Genomic DNA, 24,185 nt, shown 5'->3' on the forward strand with positions numbered 1-24,185 from the left:
CATCCGGAGAACCTATGTCGAATGAAGAACGCGTAAACGAGCTGGAAGAAACAGTAAACCAGCTGCAGATTGAAGTCGCTGCCTTGCGCGAGTTAATGATTAAGCAGGTGGCGGTAAATAACATCACCTTTAAAGGGAAATATGACGAGGTGATTATTCAGCTGGCGAAAGAATATGAAGAGCGCGGCTTAGAGGACGAAAGGAATAGCCAGATGCACGAGGCGCTGCGTCAATATATCAAGTATCAGCTACCCGCCGTGGAATAAGCCGATTACGCTTGCGGTTCATCGATATTGACCCCTTTCGCCCCATCACGCCCTTCACGCTTTGCCCGGTACAAGGCGTGATCGGCGTACTCCAGCAGTTTTACCGCACTAAGGGTGGCGGACGTTGCGGTAGTGGCGCAGCCGGCACTGATCGTCACCTGGCCTTTGGGCGAAGAAATATGCGCAAGCTGCCTGATCCGCACCGCCTCAACCACCCGATGCGCAATCGTCATGCCCTCATCGAATGGGGTATCAGGCAGGATCAGCGCAAACTCCTCGCCGCCATAGCGCGCGGCGATATCGGAGCGCCGCACAACCACGGCAGCTAATACTTCACCGATCGCTTTCAGGCACTTATCCCCGGCAATATGGCCGTAAGTGTCGTTGTAGTGCTTGAAGAAATCGATATCCATCATGATCAGCGTGAGCGGTTTACCGCTGGCGGCGGCGTGGGCCAGCGCCTGATGCAGGAAACGATCAAACTCCCTTCGATTCGCCAGACCGGTTAAACCATCAACGTGCGCGAGTTGATTCAGGGCGAGGTTGGCGCTGTGCAGTTCGTCGCGCAGCTGAGTCAATTCCTGCTGATAGCGCAACACGCTACGCGCCTGACGCAGCTGGAAGACGCCGAGCAGCAAGATGGTCAGCAGCAGGATAATGCTGAGCAGAATATCCTGCGCCCGACGGTTAACCCACACATGGAACAGATCGTCACTGTTGTAACCGGCGGCGACGATAATCGGATAGCGATCGGAACGCGCAAAACCAAAGATCCGCGCCTGGCCATCCAGCACCGATTTCCACTGCCCGCTGCCACGATCCATTTTCGCCAGCATCTCCTGAAACAGCGGGCTGGCTGAGAGATTTTTGCCGATGTAACTGTCAGGCATCGGACGCGCATACAGCACCGTGCTGTCAGCCAGCATCAACACCAGCACATCGCGCGCACCGAGTTCGTAATAGCTGTAGAAGCGACGGAAAAAATCGACCTTGATGGTGGCCAGAAGCACGCCCTTAAAGCCACCGCTGGCATCACTGACACGCAGGGAAACGGGGATCACCAAATCACCGGTGCTGCGGCTGTTGATCACCGGGCCGATATGCACGCTGTTGCGCCGGTTATGGCGCTGAAAAGTGAAGTATTCACGATCGGAATTATTGATATTGTTGGGTGCGCGTTGGGCGGAGGTGGCGATCCACTTGCCATCTTGATCGTAGTAGAACAAGCCGTGTAACTGCGGTAAGCGGCGCTGTAATTCGCGCATGGTATTACTCAGGTCAGCGCCCTGAATGCGCGTTGCCAGCTGTAGCTGCAGATCACGCTGTACCTGGCGTAGCGAAAGCTCGGTCTGCAGGAAGGTGTCTTCCGCCTGACGCGATTGTGATAACGCCAGATTCATCGCGGATTCCTGGGTCTGACGCACGGTCGCCAGCCAGTCTTCACGCAAGGTCCAGATACTCATACTGGCTACGGTGATCAACAGCAGCAGTCCAGAGAGCACAATGCTTTTCAGTAAACCGCCGTCAGAAGAAACCGGCTTATCCATTTTTCTTTTAAACTGCATGTTGTCCTCTGTCTTCCCCACCAACAGAGTTAAGCAGGTAAACCACGCATCAGTGGACGAATGCGGTTATTTTTCGGGCCATCGATAACTCCTATGACCAGTTGCGAAATATTACTGTAGTCTGGTTCCACCACATTGAGTGGCAGCAACACACAGTACGCGTTTACACGATCACTTCGGTATGCATCTCGACCAGCCCGCTACGAGCGGGCTTTTTTTTGCCTAAGATGCAGGGAAAACGGGGCGGAGCAATCAACTCCGCCCCGCGCATTAGGCTGCGACGGTCAGCGCTTTTTTGCTGCGCGACCAGACGCGATGGGATGCCATGACAGAAAGGAAGTCCGCCATAAAGGTGCCCTCGGCTTTCACATCTTCCACCAGCCCTTCCTCGACCTCATTGTCCTGCACGTTGAACTGCGCCTTAAACCGGCGTGCATCACCGCTCAGACCGATGGCTTTGAGATGCTTGTAGGCTTCCAGCAGGAAGTAGCGCGCATCACCGCTCAGCAGCAACGCATCGATATTGCCATCCGGCACAATCACCGCATCAAAGGTCAGCGAAGGAAGACCGGTAAAGGTGGCATCAACCGGCAGCACCGAGCCATCATCCGCCAGCACTTGTCCCATGTGCGCTGCCAGAATTTTGGCATGCACGCCCTGCGCTTTCAGCGCCTGCAGAATCGCCAGCACGTCGGCGGCTTTCACACCGTCGCTCAGCAGTAACGCTACCTGACGGCCTTTGATATCGCCGCTCGGTTGTGCATACAGACTCAGGCTGTCATCTTTTTTCAGGCCGTTGACATCTTTCGGCGGAACGGTGTTGAGCTGCTCATCACTCAGCTTCAGCCCCAGATTGGTGGCCACAGCCTGCGCCAGCGTGACGTCAATCTGCAGCAGATGATCGACCACGCGTTCGCGGATGTAAGGACGCGCTACCTTGCTGAGCTCAAACGAATAAGCGCCGATGATATGCTGCTGCTCTTCCGCGGTCTGGCTCAGCCAAAACAGCCGTGGCTGCGAGTAATATTCGCCAAACGATGGGCTACGCTCGCGCACCTTGCTGCCTTCCACCCGCTCCTGATAGCTCTCGAATCCGCCCTCTTTTGCCGCTGGCGGCACTTCACGTGGCCAGTTGTTGTTGATGGAGTTCGGTTCGTAGTTGGCCGGATTGGTATCGATTTCCGTGCGATGCATGCCCTGACGCTGGAAATTGTGGTACGGGCAAACCGGACGGTTGATCGGGATCTCATGGAAGTTCGGCCCACCCAAACGGCTGATTTGCGTATCGGTGTAGGAGAACAAACGGCCCTGCAACAGCGGATCGTTGGTGAAGTCCAGCCCTGGCACAATGTGGCCCGGATGGAACGCCACCTGTTCGGTCTCGGCAAAGAAGTTGTCCGGATTACGGTTGAGCACCATTTTGCCGACCAGTTCGACCGGCACCAGCTCTTCAGGGATCAGTTTGGTGGCATCGAGAATGTCGAAATCGAATTTGAACTCGTCCTCTTCCGGGATCAGCTGCAGGCCGAGCTCATATTCCGGGAAGTCCCCAGCTTCAATCGCTTCCCACAGATCGCGACGGTGGAAATCGGGATCGCGGCCGGTCAGCTTCTGTGCTTCATCCCACAGCAGCGAGGCTTTGCCCGCCACCGGTTTCCAGTGGAAACGCACGAAGGTGGCTTTACCCTCGGCGTTAATCAGGCGGAAAGTATGGATGCCAAAGCCTTCCATGGTGCGATAGCTGCGCGGAATACCGCGATCCGACATCGCCCAGATGACGTTATGCAGCGTTTCAGGTTGCAGCGACACATAATCCCAGAAGGTGTCGTGCGCACTCTGCCCCTGCGGAATTTCGTTGTGCGGCTCGGGTTTCACCGCATGCACGAAGTCCGGGAATTTGTGCGCATCCTGGATGAAAAATACTGGCGTGTTGTTGCCGACTAAATCAAAAACGCCCTCATCGGTATAGAACTTGGTGGCGAATCCACGGATATCGCGCACGGTGTCAGCCGATCCTGCGCCACCCTGCACGGTGGAGAAACGCACGAAGACGGGTGTGATTTTTTCGGCATCGCTGAGGAAACCTGCTTTGGTCAGTTTTTCCAGCGAGCGGTAAGGCTGGAAATAGCCATGCGCCGCCGAACCGCGCGCATGCACGATACGCTCAGGAATGCGTTCGTGGTCAAAATGCGTGATTTTTTCACGCATGATGAAGTCTTCAAGCAGCGTAGGCCCGCGCGAACCGGCACGCAGCGAGTTCTGATCGTTGGCGATGCGCGTGCCCTGATTGGTGGTCAGGTCGGCGTTTTCGCCATTTTTGCGGTACTCATCAAGCTGCTCAAGCTTGCTATTTTGCGTCTCGGGCGCTTTCAGGCTACCGGGCGCGGTGGGTTGTTTGCCCGGCGGCGTCGGTTCGGCGGCAGGTTTATGTCCACCGCCTTGCGGTGCTAAATCACCTAATCCTGGCTCAGAGGTTTCTGGCCCTTTGTGCGGCGCGGTGTGGGTTAAATTCTGTTCTTTTTTATCTTTCGACATGTGACATGCTCCTCCAGTTAAGACCCTATTAACTGTAGAGCATAAAAACGTTTATATTTCGTCTGGTTTAGAAATGATGTTTAAAGAGATTAATGAGGAGAATGTAAAGAGAGGATATTTTAACCAAAGGGTAGCTTTAACGTTTTATTAATAAGATTAATCCTGATAAATACCGTTGCGCTTTATTTTAATTATTTTCGCACCCTCCTCAGGGTCGCCATTAATGGCGACCAAAAATATCATGCGGCGAAACAGGCGCTATGAATGCGTTAAGGTTTCAAAATCACCTTGGTCCAGCCCGCATCACGATCGTCGAAATGGCGGTACGCTTCGGGTCCTTCGGCCAGCGACAGTCGATGAGAAATAATGCTCGCCGGATGCGCTTTGTCGGTGGCAATCAATCGCGCTAGCTGGCGGTTATAGGCTTTGACGTTGGCCTGGCCGGTACGGATCGACTGCCCTTTAAACCAGAAGCTGCCGAAATCGAACGGCATTTTACCCACTTTGGCTAACTCGCTGGCCGCGCCGGGATCCTGCGGGATAAACACGCCCACCACGCCAATGCCGCCGGTGGCTTTGGTGGAGGCGACCAGGCTGTTCATGGTGGCGCTGTTATCTTCGTGTCCATGCTGATTACAACATTGATAACCCACGCATTCACAACCGCAATCCGTGCCGCGTCCATCCGTCAGATCAAGGATTTGCTGCACCGCTGCGTCGCCCACGGCATTGATGCCCGTTGCGCCCATCTGCTCCGCCAGCGCCAGGCGATCGGGGTGCGTATCCACCACAAACACCTGCGACGCGCCTTTGATGATTGCCGAATGCGCGGCCATCAAGCCTACCGGGCCCGCACCGTAAATGGCGACGCTATCGCCCGGTCGCAGGCCTGCCAACTCGGTTGCATGCCAGCCGGTGGGGAAAATGTCTGACAGCATCACATAATCTTCCTCTTTCTCCACCGCATCCGGTGGCAGCAGTAAACAGTTAAAATCGGCAAACGGCACGCGCAGCAGCTCGGCCTGACCGCCTTCCCACTCACCCATTTCAGCAAAGCCGTAGGCCGCACCTGCGGTGCCGGGGTTGGCGGTCAGACAGAAACCGGTTAACCCTCTCTCACAATTTTCACAGAAACCACAGCCGACGTTGAACGGCATACATACGTAATCGCCAACCTTAAGTCGCTCGACGCCACTCCCCACCTCCACCACTTCGCCAAGGTTTTCATGACCAAAGATGCGCCCCTGTTCAAAGCTGGTGCGCCCCTCGTACATATGTAAATCGGAACCGCAAATATTGGTGGTGGTAATACGAATAAGCGCATCGGTAGGACGCACAATTTTTGCATCAGGAACATTTTTAACCGAGACATCAAAAGGCCCGTTATAGACGATAGCTTTCATGATTTATTTTCCTGAGTGGCTAGCACTCTTAATTCGAATGAGCAGATAAGCACGGCGCTAATTTAACGTCGCGCTTAGCCAAAGAAATAAAAACCGCGTCTACATACCCTGGCATAAATAAGTCAGTTGTGCTTTTTTCAATTACCGCTGCGTTTGTCGTGCAGTCGCGCATATTTGTGCCAGACTTAACACCGTGTCAGCAGGAAAATCTATGGAGAGCGTATGAAACAGGTTGTTTTAGCTTCAGTAATCATGATGTTCAGCGTTGGCGTGAGCGCAGCGGAAGGCGGATACCAATCAGGTGAAACAGCACCGCCGCAGAAGAATCAGGATGCCGGTTATAAAGGATCGGAAGACACCGCACAAACCCCGATTTCACGTATTCGTGATTTCCGTCAGGGCGGCTATGTCACGCTCGAAGGCCATATTATTGAAAAGCTGAAAGGTGATAGCTACAAATTCCGCGATGATACCGGCACGATTATCATTAATGCTGAGAAACCGGCCTTCAAAGAGAAAACCTATTCAGCCAGTGATAAAGTTCGCGTCAGTGGAAAAGTGTATGGGCGTGGCGAACAAACCACCTTGAGGGTATCGCGAATTGAAGAACCTTAAGGTTACGCATTTATTACCTTAAGAATAGCGGGTGAGTGCATGGCTTTTCATCCTCACCCTTTTTAAGCCTGACAGCGCAGTAGATAATCACATTCACATATACGTTTTTCGCCATTCCTACAGCACTATTTTGCGGGTATATTAGCGCGCATGTAGTGAATAGAACTCGTAAGAGTCTGAATGAGTTTTTATGGATAGAACGATTTATATTGTTGACGATGACCACGCTGTCATCAACGCGCTGCAAAATCTTCTGAGCTCAGAAGGCTACCTGATTTCGACCTTTACCTCCCCCGCTGAATTTTTACATCAGCCGCATTACCGCACCCCGAGCTGTTTAATTGTCGATATGAATATGCCGGGCCGCGACGGCTTTGATGTCTCGCAGGATCTCACCGCACGCGGATACACCATTCCCACCATTTTCCTCACCGGCTTTGGCACCATTCCTCTGACGGTCCGCGCGATGAAGGCCGGTGCCTTTGAGTTTCTCACCAAGCCGGTGATGCCGGATGACCTGATACAAGTGGTATCCGCTGCCATGGCGCTGGCCGAAAAAAGCGCAGCACTCGCACAGGAAAGAGTTGTACTCACCGGGCGTTATCACTCTTTAACGCCACGGGAAATGGAATTGATGCTGCTTGTCATTCGCGGTTTATTAAATAAGCAGATTGCCGCCGAAATGGGCATCAGTGAAATTACGGCAAAAGTGCATAAACGCCGCGTAATGGAAAAAATGGCGGTGCGTTCAGTATCAGAATTAGTCAGAGCCGCTGAGAAACTTCATTTACTGCAAGATGAATAACGCGCGCGTTAAAGTGATAACGGTCCGATTTTACTCCCGCGAAATAGCGCGGGTGGATCAGATAAACTATTTCCCCAGATTTAATGGCAGGGTAAAGCTAAATACGCTGCCACCCTGTGGGCGGTTTTCCGCACTCAGCACACCACCATGACGTTTGATGATTTCATTACTGATGGTCAGGCCCATTCCCATTCCTTCCGCTTTGGTGGTGTAGAAAGAGTCGAATATCTTGCCGATAACCTCTGCCGATAATCCGCTGCCGTTGTCGGCCACCGCTATACGAATATGATTCGCGTCAGGATTGCAGGATGAGAGCCGCAGAATACGCGCTCCGCCATTATCCGCCATCGCCTCAATGGCATTAATCACCAGATTCAGCAGCACCTGCTGAATCTGTACGCGCTCGCAAAACACCTCATCCCATGGCGCTTTAATATCCAGTTCAAGTGCCACCGAGCGGCGCTCAAGTTCCAGACGCGACAAGGTTAAAATATCGCGCGCCAGCAGATGCAGCCTGGCCGATGCATACTCCGCGACATTATTGCGCGTTAGTGACTGCAGGCCGCGAATAATTTCGCCAGCGCGCCGCCCTTCGTTAATGATCTCCTCAATGCTTTCACTGGCTTTCTCCAGCTGAGCCGGATCGCGTTTCAACCAGCGCAGGCTGGCGCCAGCATTGGCCACAATCGACATCAGCGGCTGATTGATTTCATGGGCGATAGATGAGGTCAGCTGTCCTACCGTGGTGGCGCGCGCCACGCGAGCCAGCTCGGCCTGGGCAATTCTGGCGGCATCTTCGGACTGACGCTGCGCGGTGATATCCGTCAGCGTGCCGAAATATTCGGCGACATCCGGCCAGTTCTCCACCGGCTCACCGATGCCTTTGATATAACGGCATTCGCCGTCATCACGGATGATACGAAATTCAGCCTGCATGCTCACGCCATGCGCCACGCTGGATTCAATCAGCGCTTTCAGGCACTGAAGATCGTCTGGATGCACCCGCCGCTGAAACTCGGCCATCGAGGTGCTCACCTGCCCGGCGGGCAGCCCCATGATGCGTTTATATTCGTCCGATATCAGCTGGATATCCGGCTCAAGATGCCAGTGCCAGGTACCGGTATTACTGATTTTTTCACCCAGCATCAGGGATGTCTGGCTGGCACGCAGCTGTTTTTCAATTTTCCGCCGCTGGATGTTCTCCTCCACCAGCTCGGCATACAGCCGCGCCGTTTCCAGAGAAACCGCAGCCTGCGCGCCTAACATCGAGACAATGCGCGAGTGCTCCGCAGTGAAAACATCCGGCATCAGCCGGTTTTCCAGATAGAGTACGCCCACCATTTGCGCCTGGCGGAACATCGGCACACACATCACTGCCGCGCCAGAGGCAACCAGATAGTTATCCTGACTAAACGGGCTAAACACTTCCGGCCGACCGGTACGGATTTCCTGTCCGGTGCGGATCACCGCCGAGAGAATCGACAGCGGCAAATCGGTCGCCACCGGCAGTTCATTAACGATTTTGACTCTGACGCCTTCCACCGTGGAGGAGGCGCGCGCCTGAATTTCCGGCACATTGCCGTCGATGAGGCGGATCAAAATACAGTGCTGCGCCCCGGCGCGCTCCACCAACATCATCATCAAAATATGGATCAGCCGATCAAGATTGATCTCTTCGGTCAATGCGCGCATCGCCGTGACCAGGCTTTGCAGGTCGCTGATCACCGCGCTCTGCTCAAAGGTCACGGTGTTTAACGCGCTCTGCGGCGGGTGCGCCGCCAGATGCGGATAGTGCATTTCAAGCTGACGCACCTTGGCGCCCGCGCCCCAGCGATCCCAGGCGGCAAGCGCGCCTTTGATGTAACCCTCGGCGGCGAACGCCATGCCGCGCGCATTGGCGCAGCGCGCGGCCAGTTCGCATGCCAGGCCGTTAATCGGATGGAACTGCCCTTTGCGCGACAACTCAATGGCTTTTTCAAACTGCTCCAGTGCCGCGCCGCTGTTATCCTCCAGCCTGAGCAGTTCGGCGCGCAGCAGCGCTTCTTTGTCGGCGAAGGTGCCGGCGTTCTCCGATGCCCAGGTGATGATTCTGTCAAGATGGCGCTGCAGTTGCTGCCGCTGCGTGGCATTAAGCTCATTCGGTTGCAGCGGTATGGTGAGGGAAAGCGCGCTGTAGAGGTGGAAATCCAGCATATGCACATGGCCGGGAATCACGTCAGTGAGCGGCGCGGCGTCGCTGAACTGGCGATGGGCGGCGACATACTCACCGGCAAAGAAGTGCGCCATGCCTTTGTACAGCCGCGCCCAGAACTGCATCAAAAACAGCGGTTCAATGGCGTGTTCGGGCCGCACCACGTTTAGCGTGGGCGCATGGAAATCATCGCCGGACAAGGTCTCACCGGCTGGCTTACGCAGGAACATCACGTAATCCAGCTGCATGCCGAGAATCACTTCCACATCGCGATACTGCGCTTTGCGCACATAGACCATGCCGCGCATGATCGAAGTATGCACGCCATCAAGATGGTCACCGCGCGCCAGGCAATTCATGGTGAGATGGCGCAGCGCCAGACACGCCGACGTGCGATCGCCAATATCAACCGCCACATCAAAAGTCGCTTTAGCGCACTCAATGGCGTAACTGAGTGGCATGGTCCAGACGCTCACCTGATCCAGCGGCATCAGCGTGCGCGCTTTGTAGCTGACGAAATCGTGCTTATACACCAACTCACGGGCCAGCAGCGCACTGGCGAATCCACGGCTGTATTCGTCGAACTGATCGCCACACACCACGCCGTACCAGGCAAGCGCCAGCGTGGAGGCACCGCTGATGCCCTTCTCCATGGTCAGATGCAGAAGTTTACACAGGATAATGAACTGCAGCCGTGGGCTGATAAAGGCGGCGAAAGTGCTGGCGCTGGCCATCAGGTTCATCACCGCTTCAGTTTTGTGGCAGGTCACTCGCGGCAGGGAACGGAAACGCGTGTAAGGATTTTTGCCGACATCCTTTTTCAATCGATGCCTGGCGACATCGCACTCGGCTTTATCCGGATAGCGCTGCAGATGAATGCCAAACACCGCCAGCCAGGCCAGCGCGGTTTCCAGCGCCAGCTGGCTGTCGGACTGACGCATATGAATTTCAGCAATCAGCGTCGCCGCTTCGGCTTTATCGGTGACCGCACCGGGCGTGGCGAGAATCTCGGAACTCAACGCCAGCGCGCCCGATAAGTTGCCGTTTAAAAACTCACACTCCGCTTGCTCAAACAAAAACAGGCCGTTCTCCTCCGCGCCTGATTCTGCGTTCAGCGCTCGGGCGGTGTGCAAGAAACGCAGCGCGGAAGCGTAATCGCCCATAATTTTTGCGCGTCGGGTGGCGTTTAATAACAGCAGACCGAACGCAGCGGCTTCAGGCGTTAAAAGGGCGCGGTTTTGCAGCGTGATGGTGTGATGCGCGGCACTGAACAGCAGCGCATGCGCGTTATCCTGGCGCGCGGCCTGCATGTAATAGCGCGCGGCGGCAACGTGAAAATCATCTTTTTCTGCCGACGAAAGCAACTTCAGCGCGGCCTCATGCATGCTGTCATGCATAAAGGCGTAGCTGTGATCGGTCAGCGAGATCAGCCGGGCCTCAGCCGCAGGGCGCAGCGTGGCGTGAAGGGCGCTAAGCGTCGTATCGAGAATACCGGCCAACACCGGCAGATCGCCGCTACTGCCGATGCAGGCCAATCGGCCCAGCAGCTGGCGCACCGGCAGCGCGAGCAACTGCAGCTGTTGCAGCACGCTGGCTGCAACATTCGCGGTGTAATGGCAGTTTCTCAGCGCGTGCGGATTGTAGGTCCATTTATGGGATGCGACGTGCGTGATGTGGTGATCGCGCACCGCCTGGCGGTAAAACTCACGCGTGGCGAGCGGATTCCCGGCGGTTTTTTCATGGATGATCTGCGCCAGCTCGGTGGTCTCCGCGCTGCGCGTGTGAAAAATGCCGGCCAGCCAGCTGGCGATATTTTTTACCGACAGCGGCTCGGGCGTGACATCCACAATGCGCGTGGCCGCCGCACGAATCCGATCCAGGCTGGCGACCACCCTCGGACAGGACAACGAGGCGCGATCGCGATGAGAGATGACCAGCAACAAGGGAATATCGTCGCTGGAACGCAGCAGATTCTGCAGCAGCTGCAAAGTCGCCTGATCGGCCCAGTGCACATCATCAATCAGCAGGATCAGCGGCCGTCCCGGCACCGTAAAGGCTTTCACCAGGCTGCAGGCCACCAGATTCAGGCGATTGCGCGCATCCAGCGAGCGCGCATCCGCCTGCACGCTGGCTTTGTGGTTGAGCAAGATGCCCAGCTCGGGCACCAGATTGACGGCCAGCCCAACATAATTCCCCAGTTGACGCGTGATGTGTGTTTTCCAGCGCGCCAGCTCTTCGGCAGGCAACCCGAGCAGATGCAGCGTCAGCGATCGAAACGCCGAGGTAAATACCGCGTAGGGCAAAATGGGCGAGTGCTGGTCGGCTTTGGTCACCGTCAGCAGCGCGTTTTTTTCCCGCAGGATTTTAAGCGCCGAGGCCATCAGCGCCGATTTTCCGGCACCGGGCGCGCCGCTAATCGCCACCATGCAGTGTTTCCCGCTGCTGCACACCTCATCAAACGCCGCCAGCATCTCGCTGGCCTGAGCATGGTCGCTGTACAGCACATCAGATAACAGCGTCGAGGTCGGCACATCCTGTAAGCCCAGCGCGAAAGATTCAACCACGCCGTCAGGCATCAGGTTGGATTCGCAGCGGCGCAGATCGGCCAGCACGCCTTCGACGGTTTGATAACGCTGCTCCGGCGATTTGGTTAGCAGGCGTAAAATAATGGACGAGAGCACCAGCGGCACATCTTTGCGCAGCCGGTGCGGCGGCAGCGCTTCGGAGGCAATGTGATGGTGCACCCATTCAGCTGCACCACCTTCGGCGCTGCCATAGGGAAGCTTGCCGGTGAGTAATTCGTAAAGCACGATGCCCAGGCTGTAGAGATCGCTGACCTGGCTGACCGCGTGCGCGGTGCGCGAGGTATGCTCGGGCGACATGTAGGCCAGCGTTCCGCCGGTCACCGAGGCGCGCAGCGGCTGCTGTGAGTCCGCTTCGATAAACGCCAGGCCAAAGCCGCCCAGCACCACGTCGCCTTGATCGGTGAAGAAGAAGTTGGCTGGTTTGATGTCGCCGTGCACCAAGCCTTGCTGATGCAGCTTGCTGAGCGCGTTACACAGCAGCACGGCGCAGCTGATGAACTTCTGTATTTTACCCGCAGGCAGGCGTAGATAATCCGCCAGGGTTTGGTAGCGGAAAGCGGGATAAATCAGGGCGTAGCGCCCTTGATATAACGTGTGGCGCAGCGGTTTTAGCGCCCAGCTTTCTGCTAATAAGGCGCGCAGCGCATACTCATTTTTCAGCAGTTGCGTAACCTGAAACACCGCCTCTTCGGCCGCCGCCGTGGCCAGCACGAAGCGCTCACCGGAGACCAGGTGTTGGCATTCGATCCATTCAACCTGCCCTTCCTGCGCCAGAGGGGTAAAAACAATGTCATCCGCCAGCACCAGCGCCGCGTCATCCGCGATATTTAACGACAGGAAAAGCGTGCTCATTGGCGCGCTGCCTGGGAGGAAAACGCCAGGCGAATATGTTCGAACAGCAGGTCGATATCAATGGGCTTTGGCATAAAGGTTATCGCGCCTAGATTGATGGCATACCAGAGCATATTCTCATCACCCTTGCCGGAGATAATAATTCCGGGTGGATTCTCGCGACGCTGTACCAGCGCACGGAACAACTCAAAGCCCGACATGCCTTTGAGCTCAACATCAATAATAAACAGCGCAGCGTCATTTAGGGCCGTCTCGTCCGCTAATAGCGCTTCAGCCGACTCAAATGCCTGCGTTGCGTATCCTTCCGACTGAAGCAGATTGCTCAAACCACTGCGAACCGATCGTTCATCATCAACAACGACAATGCGCTGCGACAGCTGCATGCTGTGTTCCTTCATTATTATTCACTGCCTGCGGCGCGTCCTCAGGAGGTTTTGTCACTCGATGGCGGCGTGCCGCTGATTTTAGGCACACACTCTTGACGAAACCAGGCCAGCGTGACCGGTTGACGGTTAATCAGGCGCTTGCACAGCGGGATAATCTGTTCGCCGACCAGCATACCAAACAGACCAAGCAGCGCAATCACGGGCGGCGCTGGGGAATTGACGTCGATAACGGCATAAATGATCCCGACTAAAATACCGACGGAGAGCGATATCGCATAGGTTTTCAGCATGTTCAACCCGCCTGTTTTGCGGTGAGCGTGGCGGGAGGTAGCGGCCTGTCAGCGGCCATCGCGCGTGAGGTTTTATCGACGGGCGCTACGGGATGCGTCAATTTTCCACCCAGCGAACTGCCCACAATCATGCCCAGCAAGCCCACCAGCGCCACGGCGGGCGGCGCCGGCGATCGCACGTTGAGCAAGGCGTAAATCAGGCCGATAAACACGCCCGCGCCCAGAGAAATCAGTAAAGGACTCACCGGTCCTCCTTGAAAAAAGAAAGGCGAGCCCGTAAGCGCTCGCCTGGGTGACGATTTAGCGAACGGGCGCAGCAACCGGTGCCAGCGTGCGATGCTCGCTCTTCTGACGCGATGGCGCTTTGTGCACCATGGTGTAAGCGTAATCAACGCCGATGCCGTAAGCACCGGAGTGCTCTTTCGCGATATCCATCACCGCGTTGTAGGTCTCTTTGTGCGCCCAGTCGCGCTGCCACTCCAGCATCACCTGCTGCCAGGTCACCGGGATCACACCCGCCTGAATCATGCGCTGCATGGCATAGTCGTGCGCTTCTTTGGTGGTGCCGCCGGAGGCGTCAGCCACCATGTAGATCTCATAGTCGCCTTCCAGCATGGCGCACAGCGCGAAGGTGTTGTTACACACTTCGGTCCACAGACCGGAAACCACAATTTTCTTCTTACCGTTGGCCGCCAGCGCATCACGCACTTTCTGGTCATCCCACGAGTTCATCGAGGTACGCTCAAGAATGTCCTGGCCGGGGAACACATCCAGCAGCTCCGGGAAGGTGTTACCTGAGAAGCTCTCGGTCTCCACCGTGGTCAGTACGGTAGGAATGTTGAACACCTTCGCCGCTTTTGCCAACGCGACCACGTTATTTTTCAATACCTGACGGTCGATGGACTGCACGCCAAATGCCATTTGCGGCTGCTGGTCAATGAAGATGATCTGGCAGTTGTGCGGCGTCAGTACTTCTAATTTACTGGTTGTCATTTTTGTATGCCCATTGAGGTGAATGTCTGGGCGCAGTGTAAGAACCTTTGGGCACACGAACCATTATCTATAGGTATAACTATACGAAGGTATACCTATCCTTTTGTATAACTAGACGCTTTCCGCACCGCCTGAACATAATCCCACCCAGTATTTCACCTGCGAAATTGGCAGGACCTCTTATTCAGGAGCTTTTATGGTTACGTTAGGCAAAGCAGACATCATTTTGACCAATGGGCGATTTCATACTGTCGATCGCGGCAACCCAATTGCCGAGGCCGTGGCGATGCGCGATGGCAAATTTCTCGAAGTGGGCAGCCTGGCCGACGTGATGCAGCATCACTGCGAAGGCACCAAAGTGATTGACCTCAAAGGCCATACCGCCATTCCCGGCCTGAATGATTCCCACCTGCACCTGATCCGCGGCGGCCTGAATTACAACCTCGAACTGCGCTGGGAAGGCGTGCCCTCGATCGCCGATGCGTTGCGGATGCTGAGAGAACAGGCGCTGCGCACGCCGTCACCCCAGTGGGTGCGCGTGGTAGGCGGCTGGACCGAGTTTCAGTTTGCCGAGCGTCGCATGCCGACGCTGGATGAGATCAACGAAGCCGCGCCCGATACGCCGGTGTTTATCCTGCATCTGTACGATCGCGCCCTGCTCAACCGCGCCGCGTTGAAGGTCGTCGGCTACACCAAAGACACGCCCAATCCGCCGGGCGGCGAGATCCAGCGTGACAGCAATGGCAACCCGACCGGCATGCTGATTGCGCGCCCGAACGCCATGATCCTTTACGCCACGCTGGCGAAAGGGCCAAAACTGCCGCTGGAGCAGCAGGTCAATTCCACCCGCCAGTTTATGCGCGAGTTGAACCGTCTGGGCCTGACCAGCGCGATTGATGCAGGCGGCGGTTTCCAGAACTATCCCGAAGATTACGAAGTCATTGCCGAGCTGCATGAGAAAAAGCAGATGACGCTGCGAATCGCCTACAACCTGTTTACCCAACGTCCGGGCCACGAGCTGGAAGATTTCGAGAAGTGGACCGACATGCTGACGCCGGGCCAGGGCAGCGACTATTTCCGTCACAACGGTGCCGGTGAAATGCTGGTGTTTTCCGCCGCCGATTTTGAAGATTTCCTCGAACCGCGTCCGGATCTGGCGCCCGGCATGGAAGATGAGCTGGAGCGCGTAGTGCGTCATCTGGTGGAGCATCGCTGGCCGTTCCGCCTGCACGCCACTTACGATGAATCGATCAGCCGCATGCTGGATGTGTTTGAAAAAGTGAACCGCGACATTCCGTTCAACGGCCTGCACTGGTTCTTCGATCACGCCGAAACCGTGACGCAGCGTAACCTTGACCGCATCAAAGAGCTTGGCGGCGGCATTGCCGTACAGCATCGCATGGCGTTCCAGGGCGAGTACTTTGCCGAGCGTTACGGCATTGAGGCCACTCGCCATACACCGCCGGTGGCGCGCATGCTGGAGACCGGCGTGCCGGTGGGTTTAGGAACCGATGCGACGCGCGTGGCCAGTTATAACCCGTGGACCGCGCTTTACTGGCTGGTCTCGGGACGCACCGTGGGCGGCATGCAGATGTACGACGTCAACGCGCGCCTCGATCGTGATACGGCGCTGATGTTGTGGACGCAGGGCAGCGCCTGGTTCTCCAGCGAGCAAGGTAAAAAAGGCCAGATTAAAGTCGGTCAGCTGGCCGATATGGTGGTGCTGAGCAAAGACTACTTCAGCGTGCCTGAAGAGGAGATCAAAGGCATTGAGTCGGTGCTGACGGTGGTGGACGGAAATATCGTTTATGCCGCCGGCGCTTTCAGCTCGGAAGCGCCGCCCCTCATTCCGGTGCTGCCGGAATGGTCGCCGGTGGTCAAGGTTCCCGGCCACTATCGCAGTGCGCCACCGACCGCCACCACACGCGTGGGCATGATGCAGCAAGCGCATCACTGCAGCGGCCCGTGCGGCGTGCATACGCATTCTCACGAGATTGCGCGCGGCGCCAACCTGCCGGTTTCGGAAGAGAACGCCTTCTGGGGCGCGCTCGGCTGCAGCTGCTTCGCCTTCTAAACCATGAAACATTCACTCTCACAGCCGCCTCGCATTGATGCGGGGCTGTTCTTCCTGCGCCTTACCGGCTGCCTGCTGTTGTTGCACGTGCACGGCTTGCCGAAGGTGTTCCATTTCAGTGAAGAACTGACGCGTATCGAGGATCCCTTTGGCCTGGGTGCCTATTTCAGCCTGCTGGCGGCGATCGTTGCTGAAGTGGTCTGCCCGCTGTTTATCCTGCTCGGCGTGTTTACCCGCCTCGCCTGCCTGCCGATTATCGGCGTGCTGCTGGTGGCGATGCTGTTCGTCCATGCCAACTGGAGCATAGCGGAAGGACAGTTTGGCTGGCTGCTGCTGATCATCTTCACCACGCTGGCGCTGACCGGCCCCGGTCGCTGGCGCGTGTTTGGCGGCGTTTCGGAGGTTGTTCATGGCGCAGGTTAATGACATTCATGACATCCCCGAGGCGGATCTGCCGCCCGTTTCGCAGACGGTTTCACCATGGCAGCCGCTGCGTCAGCGCGTGTTCCGCATGCTGTGGATCGCTACCGTGGTATCCAATGTCGGTTCATGGATGAACGACGTAGGCGTTAACTGGACCATGCTGACACTGAGCGCCGATCCGCTCTCGGTGGCGCTGGTGCAGGCCGCCAGCAGCTTACCGATGTTTCTGTTTGCACTGCCGTCTGGCGTGATGGCGGATATCGTTGACCGGCGTAAATACCTGCTGTTCTCGCAAATCTGGGTGTTTATTGCCGCCGCGAGCCTGACATTCCTTTCCTGGGCAGACCTGGTCACACCGATGGTGCTGCTGATTGCGGCGTTCCTGCTGAGTACCGGCGCGGCCATGAGTTCTCCGCCCTTCCAGGCCATCGTGCCGGATTTGGTCAGTAAGGAGGAGCTCGGCCCGGCGATTGCGCTCAACTCGCTCGGCATAAACATCAGTCGCGCTATCGGCCCGGCGCTCGGCGGCCTGATTCTGTCGTTTGCCGGTCCGTGGATGGTGTTTCTGCTGAATGCGCTTTCGGTACTCGGCGTGTTTCTGGTGCTGTATGTGTGGCAAGCACAGCCCAGCGTGCAGCGTTTGCCGCCGGAGCACTTCTTCCCGGCGGTGCGTGCCGGCGTGCGCTATGTGCATGCTGCGCCGGTACTGCGCAATGTGCTGGTGCGCACCATCGCTTTCTTTGTGTTTGGCAGTGCCGGTTGGGCGCTGTTACCGCTGGTGGCTCGACGCGAACTGGGCCTCGGGCCCGGCGGCTACGGCATTATGCTGGGTTGCATCGGCATCGGCGCGATTTGCGGCGCGCTGCTGTTGCCGCGTATGCGCAAACGCTTTAATCCCGATCAGCTGATGGTGCTGGCGAGCCTGATGTTTGCCATCACTCTGCTGGCGCTGGCGTTTATTCGTCACCTCTGGTTGCTGAATGCGTTCGAGTTCTTTACCGGCTTTGCGTGGATTGCCGTGCTTTCCACCCTCAATCTTGGCGCGCAGCGCAGTGCCGCCAAATGGGTGAAAGCCCGGGCGCTGGCGGTCTATCTGACGGTGTTTTTTGGCTCGATGACGTTAGGCAGCGCCATTTGGGGACAGCTGGCATCGACATTCAGCATTCCATTGTCACTGACTGTCGCCACTGTCGGCATGCTGCTGGCGAGCCTGACGGTGCTGCGCTGGCGGCTGAATCAGGATCCGGATCTGAACCTCGACCTCAGCACGGTCAGCGATCCCTTGCCCGAGCTGGAGATTCGTCACGATCGCGGGCCGGTGATGGTCAGCTATCATTATCAGATCAACCGCAGTGATGCGCATGCCTTTGCGGTGTGCATGCAGGATATGCGTCGCGTCAGACGGCGTGGCGGCGCGCTGAACTGGTCTCTGTATGAGGACATGCTGCAACCCGACATGTTTGTCGAGACCTTTGTGGTTGGCTCATGGATGGAGCATCTGCGTCAGCGCGAGCGCTACACCATGAACGATCAAAAGATTCAGAACCGCGTGCTGGGATTCCATCAAGGCACTGCAGCTCCGGAAGTTCGTTATCTCGTGGCACCTGAATAAGGCGCTTTCATTCATCGACATTAATAAGGCCGAAACATGAGCACATTTAAGACGCAGGATGGTACGCAGATCTATTTCAAAGATTGGGGTACCGGCAAGCCGGTGCTATTCAGTCACGGCTGGCCGCTCGACGGGGATATGTGGGACAGCCAGCTGAATTTCCTGGCGGAGAAAGGCTATCGCGTTATCGCTTTTGACCGCCGCGGCTTTGGCCGTTCCGATCAACCGTGGGAAGGCTACAACTACGATACTTTTGCATCGGATATTAACGACCTGATTAGCCATCTGGATCTGCAAAACGTGACGCTGGTGGGCTTCTCAATGGGTGGCGGCGATGTGGCGCGCTACATCAACAATTACGGCACAGCGCGCGTGGATAGCTTAGTGCTGTTGGGCGCGGTGACACCGATCTTCGGCAAGGCCGATGATTATCCGGCAGGCGTCGATTTGTCGGTGTTTGAAGGCATTCGTCAGGGCTTGCGTAAAGATCGCGCGCAGTTCATCAGTGATTTTGCCACACCGTTTTACGGCACCAACGCCGGTCAAACGGTTTCAGAAGGCGCGCTGACGCAGACGTTGAATATTGCGCTGCTGGCGTCACTAAAAGGGACGATTGATTGTGTTACCGCGTTTTCGGAAACCGACTTCCGTCCTGATATGGCAAAAATCGACGTGCCGACGCTGGTGATTCACGGCAGCAACGACCAGGTCGTGCCGTTCGAAACCACCGGGAAAGTCGCCGCCGAAATGATCGCTGGCGCGCAGCTGAAAGTGTATGACAACGCACCGCACGGCTTTGCGGTGACGCATACCGATCAGCTTAACGCCGATCTGCTGACGTTCCTGCAAGCGCTTTAAATCCGTAGGGTCGCCATTTATGGTGACCAGTGCTTATCCGTTAAGCCAACGAGGTGTGCGCTGGCCGGGGGCACTTTTGGGCCGGCGGTCCTCGCGCCGCTTACGCGGTACCTTCACTTCGCTCGTCTGCCTGACGGACCGGCGGAGACGGGACTTCCCTGTCCCGGCTCCGCCTTTCGCCCGCGTCCTGCGGGCTCTCCTGGCTTCCTCTCTTCGTTCAGCGCTGCGGATTGCCTGCCCAAAAGCGTCCCCGGCCTGCTTTGATACTTCCGTGCGTGTGGTTGAAAGGGCTCACTAGATGTGTCAGAGCCCGCACCGGATTTAAAGCAAAAGGTTTTCTTAACTGACGGTGACCTGGTGCGCATGAATGCGCACTCTACGGAATGCGTTACAGGCCCAGCACCGATTGCGGCGTGGCGGCGGCGAATTTCTCTAGTGCTGCCCCGTCAAGGCGATAACGCACCCACTCATTTAACGGCAGCGCATCAATACTGAGATAGAACTCTCTGGCCGACTGATCCCAATCTAACGCACTCCACTCAATGCGGTTGCACTGATGATTGACCGCGTGCTGCGCGACGTACTGCAGCAGCGCTTTGCCTGCGCCGAGGCCGCGAAAATTGGGCGAGAAGTATAAATCTTCCATATAGAGCCCGCGACGCCCCAGCCACGCCGAGTAGCTGCGGGTAATCACTGCATACCCGGCGGTTATGCCATCAATCTCGCACATCAACGCTTCGCTGTTACTTTCGGAATTGAATAGCGTCGATCTAATCTCTTCAGCGGTAGTTGATGACTGCTGCAATCCATGCTCATAAACCGACAACTCAGCAATCATGCCATAGATGGCGTCCGCGTCTTCAGGATTAGCTGGCCGAATAGTAATCTTCATGCATTATTTTCTTACTTAATCAGATTGATGCTGCTCAGCATAATGGGTATTGTTCGATGAAATAAGTGCAATAAAATCAATGATAGGTGAATTTCATGCATCATGTTCTGCGTCGACTGGACTTGAATCTCCTCCCCGTTTTCGACGCAGTATTCAGACATCGTTCGGTCAGGCTGGCGGCAATTGAACTCAGTTTGAGTACCTCCGCGTTAAGCCACGCGCTGTCCCGATTACGTGAGTTTTTTAAAGATCCGCTGTTCTACCGCGAAGGCCACAAAATGTGTCCCAGCGTTTATGCCTGCCAGCTGGCGCCCTATATTGCCGAAACGTTAACCGGGTTAAATCGGCATCTCAGTCCGCTGCAGCCTTTCGATCCGTTGACCAGTGATGACTGTTTTAGAATTGCGGTAACGGATTACACCGCTTTTTGTGTCTTTCCGCGGCTGATGCATGCGCTGACTCATACGGCACCCAATCTGAGTTTTGAACTCTGCCATTTGCCGCACAATCCGGCGCTGATTGAATTACTGGCGGGTGAAATCGATATGGCGCTGAGTTTTAGCGAGCCGGACGGCATGCATCATCCCGACCTGGAAGAGACCGATTTATTCAGTGATGAATTTATGGTGATTGCCAATGCGCAACGCAGCAGTCTGAATCTTGACGACTATCTTGCCGCCGGGCATCTGGTGGTTACGCCGTGGAATGAAAAACAGGGATTACTGGATTCCCATCTTGAGCGCATGGGTCTTAAACGCCGCATCGCCATCAGAACGCCGTCAATGCTGAGTGCGCCCTTTATTATCGCGGAAAGTGAATTGCTGATGGCGATCCCATCCTTCGTCGCCAGTAAAATTAAACAGGCCGCCGATGTGACCTCATTCAGGTTGCCGTTCCCCGCGCCAAAGTTCACCGTGAAAATCTATTCACACAAACGCAGCGGTAAACGGGAACCGACGGAATGGATTAAATCGATGATGGCTAAAACCATTACGCAGCAAGCGTAGCGTTTCGAGGATTAACAGACGATTTTTACTGGTCTAAAAATCGTCCGTGATAATCGGATTTAATGGGGTAATGCTCGTTATAGCGACCAAAAAACCGATAGCGATTTAGCGCGATGCGGTCGTAACAATAATTGCTGATAACGTCAGGCATAAACCTCACGACAGACAAAACGCGCCACGGCCACGGCATGTAGTGCATGATGCGGAAAATTGCCTGCGCACGGAGCCAATGATTTTGCCCATCAATCAAAACGATGGTGCGAATATCTTCATCTGGCAGACCGACAAAACGTAATAGCGCTTTCCCCTGCTCACTCTGAACCGCCGCAAAACGTACATGGCGTGGAATGCGGTGACGCAGGAGAAACATCACCCACGCGTTGCACAGTTTGCATACGCCGTCGTATAAAACGACCTGTTCTCCGGGATTTATCCCGGCTGGGTTTGTCATCATCGCCTCCTCAACCATAGAGATGGTCGCAGCAGAAAAGCTGCGTTACGCCGCCTGCCACTCCGCCACCAGCGTGTTAATTAATTCTGCCGCCGGCATTTCCCGCGCCAGCGCGGCGCCCTGCCCGGCCCACTGCGCGCCAAAGCCATGCGCGCCTTTCGCGGCGGCGGCGGCAGCGAGCGCTTTGCCCAGCGCGTAGGTGAGTGGATAAGGGGGAATGGCATCCTGCGCGAACTCGCGCGCCAGCTGGCAAAAATCGTTGGTGAGACATCTTGCCGATCGGCCAGAAATGGCGGCAATCATCTCGGTGCTGTTGGCCTGCGCGCTTTTCAGCGCCTGACGATATGCCGCGTTGGCGGCGGATTCCGGGCACAGAATAAACGCGGTACCCAGCTGTACACCCGCCGCGCCCAGCTTGAGCATGGCAGCCATGCCCGCGCCATCCATCACGCCGCCGGCGGCAATCACCGGCAGCCGCGACGCCCGGCGAATCGCCTGCACCAGCGTAAAAGTGCTGAGCTGCTGATCGTCATTTTCTGGGTGGAATATCCCGCGATGCCCTCCCGCCTCAATACCCTGCGCCACAATAAAATCGATGTCGGCGGCTTCGATGGCGTCTGCTTCAGCAACGCTGGTGGCGCTCGCCAGCGTGATAATGCCGCGACTTTTCAAGCGCTGCACAACCGCGGCGGACGGCAAGCCAAAGTGGAAACTCACTGCGGCGGGCGCGGTGTCCAGCAGGACCTCCAGCATCGCGTGGTTATCCACGAACGTTTGATAAATCTCTGACAGCGCATCGGGCGGTGTCGCTTCATAGCGAGCAAACACCGGCTTGAAACGAGCGATCCACGCCTGTTCTTGCTGAGGATTGCGCTGCACCGGCGCGTGGCAGAAGACGTTGACGTTGATGGGCGCGGCTGTCAGGGCGAGCGTTTTGCGGATCATGCTATCCGCCTGCTGCGGCGTTGAGGCGCCCACGCTGATCGAACCCAGCGCGCCGCTGGTGCTCACCGCCGCCGCCAGTTCCGGCGTCGAGACGCCCGCCATCGGCGCCTGAATGATCGGATAGCGAAGGTTAAGGGTCTGACACAGGATGTTGTTCATATTATTGGCCTGTTGGTAAGAGGTAGCCGATAACATGCCGCGATTTTTCGGCTCGGTAAAGGCTGGCATCTACACTTAATGTGTCTGTACCTACAACAGGAGAATCCCGATGCATAAAATCGACTTTCCGGTGAGCAAAGCGCGGAAATATCTGGAGCCGGGCCCGGTGGTGCTGCTGAGTTCACAGTTTGAGGATCACCGCGACATCATGACGCTCGGCTGGCACACGATTCTGGAGTTCTCGCCGTCGCTGGTTGGCTGCATGATTGCCGGCGGCAATTACAGCCATGAACTGATTCGACAGAGCGGCCAGTGCGTGATTAACGTGCCATCGGCCAATTTGGTGGACAGCGTGGTGGCGATCGGTAACAGCCACGGCGATCGTCTCGATAAATTTGATGCCTTCAATCTGACGCCCGAACCGGCAAGCGTGGTCAATGCGCCGTTAATCGGCGATTGCTTTGCCAGCTTTGAGTGCCAGCTGTATGACGATTCAATGGTAGATAACTACAACTTCTTTATCTTTGAGATCGTTAAAGCGCATGTAGCTGAAACGCCGGAGTTTCCGCCGACGCTGCACTACACCGGCGAAGGACGCTTCAGCGTGATGAGCAATTTGCGGCTCGACAAGCGCGGCGACTTTAAGCCTGAAATGTTAATTTAACTGCTTGAATTGATATGGGCTTGCCCCCATTTTGATTCTTTCGCCCTGACAGGAGTAGATATAATGGCAACCGAATATGCGGTGATCGCAGGTGGCTGTTTCTGGTGTACTGAAGCAGTGTTTAAAGATGTGATTGGCGTGGAGTCAGTCGAGAGTGGATATACCGGCGGCGCACGCCCGAATCCAACCTACGAGCAGGTGTGCAGCGGCGCGACCGGCCATGCTGAAGCGATTCGCATTGGTTTCGATCCGCAGCAGGTGAAGTACGGCGATCTGCTGGATATCAGTTTTGCCACCCACGATCCCACCACGCTGAACCGCCAGGGCAACGATGTTGGCACCCAGTATCGTTCAGCGATTTTCCCGGCGAATGCTGAGCAGGAAGCCGAAGCGATTGCCGCGATTGCACGCGCGCAGGAGAATCTGAGCGATCCGGTGGTGACCACCATCGAGCCGCTGAAAGAGTGGTATGCGGCAGAAGGTTATCATCAGGATTATTGGCAAGGCGCGGGTCAGCGCAACGGCTACTGCATGGCGGTAATCCCACCGAAACTGCAGAAGCTGCGTAAGAGCTTTGCCAATCGCGTTAAATCGAGCTAATTCAGTACCGCCAA

General features: G+C 56.2%; 21 protein-coding genes. 10 read left to right on the plus strand and 11 right to left on the minus strand.

Annotation, left to right across the window (positions count from 1 at the left end; all coding sequences use genetic code 11):
- Positions 1 to 14 precede the first annotated feature (14 nt).
- Positions 15 to 266, plus strand: coding sequence for a hypothetical protein (locus tag K5Y30_RS04015; RefSeq protein WP_008102814.1), 252 nt, complete (start codon positions 15 to 17; stop codon positions 264 to 266).
- Positions 267 to 271: 5 nt separating this feature from the next.
- On the opposite strand, the gene K5Y30_RS04020 is transcribed toward K5Y30_RS04015, so the two are convergent.
- From K5Y30_RS04020 to K5Y30_RS04030, 3 genes are all read right to left on the minus strand, one after another.
- Positions 272 to 1,831 carry a sensor domain-containing diguanylate cyclase gene (locus tag K5Y30_RS04020; protein ID WP_222210541.1) on the minus strand — a complete coding sequence of 520 codons (1,560 nt, stop codon included), beginning with the start codon at positions 1,829 to 1,831 and terminating at the stop codon, positions 272 to 274.
- Between the two features lie 270 nt (positions 1,832 to 2,101).
- Positions 2,102 to 4,366, minus strand: coding sequence for a catalase HPII (gene katE, locus K5Y30_RS04025; RefSeq protein WP_222210542.1), 2,265 nt, complete (start codon positions 4,364 to 4,366; stop codon positions 2,102 to 2,104).
- A 269-nt stretch (positions 4,367 to 4,635) separates the two neighbouring features.
- The gene (locus K5Y30_RS04030) at positions 4,636 to 5,769 is read right to left on the minus strand and encodes a glutathione-independent formaldehyde dehydrogenase (protein ID WP_101760752.1); all 1,134 of its coding nucleotides are present in this window, start codon (positions 5,767 to 5,769) and stop codon (positions 4,636 to 4,638) included.
- A gap of 222 nt (positions 5,770 to 5,991) precedes the next feature.
- Between K5Y30_RS04030 and K5Y30_RS04035 the strand changes: the two genes are divergently transcribed.
- The gene (locus tag K5Y30_RS04035; protein WP_101760753.1) at positions 5,992 to 6,384 is read left to right on the plus strand and encodes a YgiW/YdeI family stress tolerance OB fold protein; all 393 of its coding nucleotides are present in this window, start codon (positions 5,992 to 5,994) and stop codon (positions 6,382 to 6,384) included.
- Between the two features lie 190 nt (positions 6,385 to 6,574).
- On the plus strand, positions 6,575 to 7,189 hold the full coding sequence (locus tag K5Y30_RS04040; RefSeq protein ID WP_101760754.1) for a response regulator transcription factor: 615 nt from the start codon (positions 6,575 to 6,577) through the stop codon (positions 7,187 to 7,189).
- A 66-nt stretch (positions 7,190 to 7,255) separates the two neighbouring features.
- Here K5Y30_RS04040 and K5Y30_RS04045 read toward each other — a convergent pair whose 3' ends face one another.
- From K5Y30_RS04045 to K5Y30_RS04065, 5 genes are read right to left on the minus strand one after another with little or no spacing between them, the layout of a single operon-like run.
- Positions 7,256 to 12,817 carry an ATP-binding sensor histidine kinase gene (locus tag K5Y30_RS04045; RefSeq protein ID WP_222210543.1) on the minus strand — a complete coding sequence of 1,854 codons (5,562 nt, stop codon included), beginning with the start codon at positions 12,815 to 12,817 and terminating at the stop codon, positions 7,256 to 7,258.
- A complete protein-coding gene (locus K5Y30_RS04050; protein ID WP_222210544.1) occupies positions 12,814 to 13,200 on the minus strand; it encodes a response regulator in 387 nt (128 codons plus the stop codon). The genes K5Y30_RS04045 and K5Y30_RS04050 overlap by 4 nt, the downstream gene beginning before the upstream one ends.
- Positions 13,201 to 13,241: 41 nt before the next feature.
- Positions 13,242 to 13,493, minus strand: coding sequence for a XapX domain-containing protein (locus K5Y30_RS04055; RefSeq protein ID WP_217546879.1), 252 nt, complete (start codon positions 13,491 to 13,493; stop codon positions 13,242 to 13,244).
- A 2-nt stretch (positions 13,494 to 13,495) separates the two neighbouring features.
- Positions 13,496 to 13,738, minus strand: a complete 243-nt coding sequence (locus tag K5Y30_RS04060) for a DUF1427 family protein (protein ID WP_222210545.1) — start codon at positions 13,736 to 13,738, stop codon at positions 13,496 to 13,498.
- 55 nt (positions 13,739 to 13,793) lie between these two features.
- Positions 13,794 to 14,486 carry a hydrolase gene (locus K5Y30_RS04065; protein WP_101760759.1) on the minus strand — a complete coding sequence of 231 codons (693 nt, stop codon included), beginning with the start codon at positions 14,484 to 14,486 and terminating at the stop codon, positions 13,794 to 13,796.
- 196 nt (positions 14,487 to 14,682) lie between these two features.
- On the opposite strand from K5Y30_RS04065, the gene K5Y30_RS04070 reads away from it, so the two are divergent.
- The 4 genes from K5Y30_RS04070 to K5Y30_RS04085 are packed head-to-tail and all read left to right on the plus strand — an operon-like array spanning position 14,683 to position 19,453.
- Positions 14,683 to 16,560, plus strand: coding sequence for an amidohydrolase (locus K5Y30_RS04070; RefSeq protein ID WP_137385629.1), 1,878 nt, complete (start codon positions 14,683 to 14,685; stop codon positions 16,558 to 16,560).
- A gap of 3 nt (positions 16,561 to 16,563) precedes the next feature.
- Entirely contained in the window at positions 16,564 to 16,983 is a 420-nt protein-coding gene (locus tag K5Y30_RS04075; protein ID WP_222210546.1) for a DoxX family protein, read from the plus strand.
- Positions 16,970 to 18,595: an MFS transporter gene (locus K5Y30_RS04080; protein ID WP_222210547.1), complete on the plus strand. Its 1,626-nt coding sequence runs from the start codon at positions 16,970 to 16,972 to the stop codon at positions 18,593 to 18,595. Before K5Y30_RS04075 ends, K5Y30_RS04080 begins: the two co-directional genes overlap by 14 nt.
- A 36-nt stretch (positions 18,596 to 18,631) precedes the next feature.
- Complete coding sequence (locus K5Y30_RS04085; RefSeq protein ID WP_222181849.1) at positions 18,632 to 19,453, plus strand: alpha/beta fold hydrolase; 822 nt, start codon at positions 18,632 to 18,634, stop codon at positions 19,451 to 19,453.
- A 388-nt stretch (positions 19,454 to 19,841) separates the two neighbouring features.
- On the opposite strand, the gene K5Y30_RS04090 is transcribed toward K5Y30_RS04085, so the two are convergent.
- Positions 19,842 to 20,345, minus strand: coding sequence for a GNAT family N-acetyltransferase (locus K5Y30_RS04090; RefSeq protein WP_222181848.1), 504 nt, complete (start codon positions 20,343 to 20,345; stop codon positions 19,842 to 19,844).
- Positions 20,346 to 20,440: 95 nt separating this feature from the next.
- Here K5Y30_RS04090 and K5Y30_RS04095 point away from each other — a divergent pair, with 95 nt between their 5' ends.
- Complete coding sequence (locus K5Y30_RS04095; RefSeq protein WP_222210548.1) at positions 20,441 to 21,352, plus strand: LysR family transcriptional regulator; 912 nt, start codon at positions 20,441 to 20,443, stop codon at positions 21,350 to 21,352.
- A gap of 25 nt (positions 21,353 to 21,377) precedes the next feature.
- On the opposite strand, the gene K5Y30_RS04100 is transcribed toward K5Y30_RS04095, so the two are convergent.
- Together K5Y30_RS04100 and K5Y30_RS04105 are read right to left on the minus strand one after the other, a co-directional pair.
- Positions 21,378 to 21,803: a thiol-disulfide oxidoreductase DCC family protein gene (locus K5Y30_RS04100; protein ID WP_222210917.1), complete on the minus strand. Its 426-nt coding sequence runs from the start codon at positions 21,801 to 21,803 to the stop codon at positions 21,378 to 21,380.
- A 45-nt stretch (positions 21,804 to 21,848) separates the two neighbouring features.
- Positions 21,849 to 22,907, minus strand: coding sequence for a nitronate monooxygenase family protein (locus tag K5Y30_RS04105; protein ID WP_222210919.1), 1,059 nt, complete (start codon positions 22,905 to 22,907; stop codon positions 21,849 to 21,851).
- A 109-nt stretch (positions 22,908 to 23,016) separates the two neighbouring features.
- Between K5Y30_RS04105 and K5Y30_RS04110 the strand changes: the two genes are divergently transcribed.
- Both K5Y30_RS04110 and msrA read left to right on the plus strand, forming a co-directional pair.
- Entirely contained in the window at positions 23,017 to 23,571 is a 555-nt protein-coding gene (locus K5Y30_RS04110) for a flavin reductase family protein (protein WP_101760766.1), read from the plus strand.
- A 63-nt stretch (positions 23,572 to 23,634) separates the two neighbouring features.
- Entirely contained in the window at positions 23,635 to 24,171 is a 537-nt protein-coding gene (msrA, locus tag K5Y30_RS04115; RefSeq protein WP_222210549.1) for a peptide-methionine (S)-S-oxide reductase MsrA, read from the plus strand.
- Positions 24,172 to 24,185 lie beyond the last annotated feature (14 nt).

It is taken from the genome of Pantoea sp. DY-5 (assembly GCF_019795955.1).
Lineage (GTDB): Bacteria > Pseudomonadota > Gammaproteobacteria > Enterobacterales > Enterobacteriaceae > Pantoea > Pantoea leporis.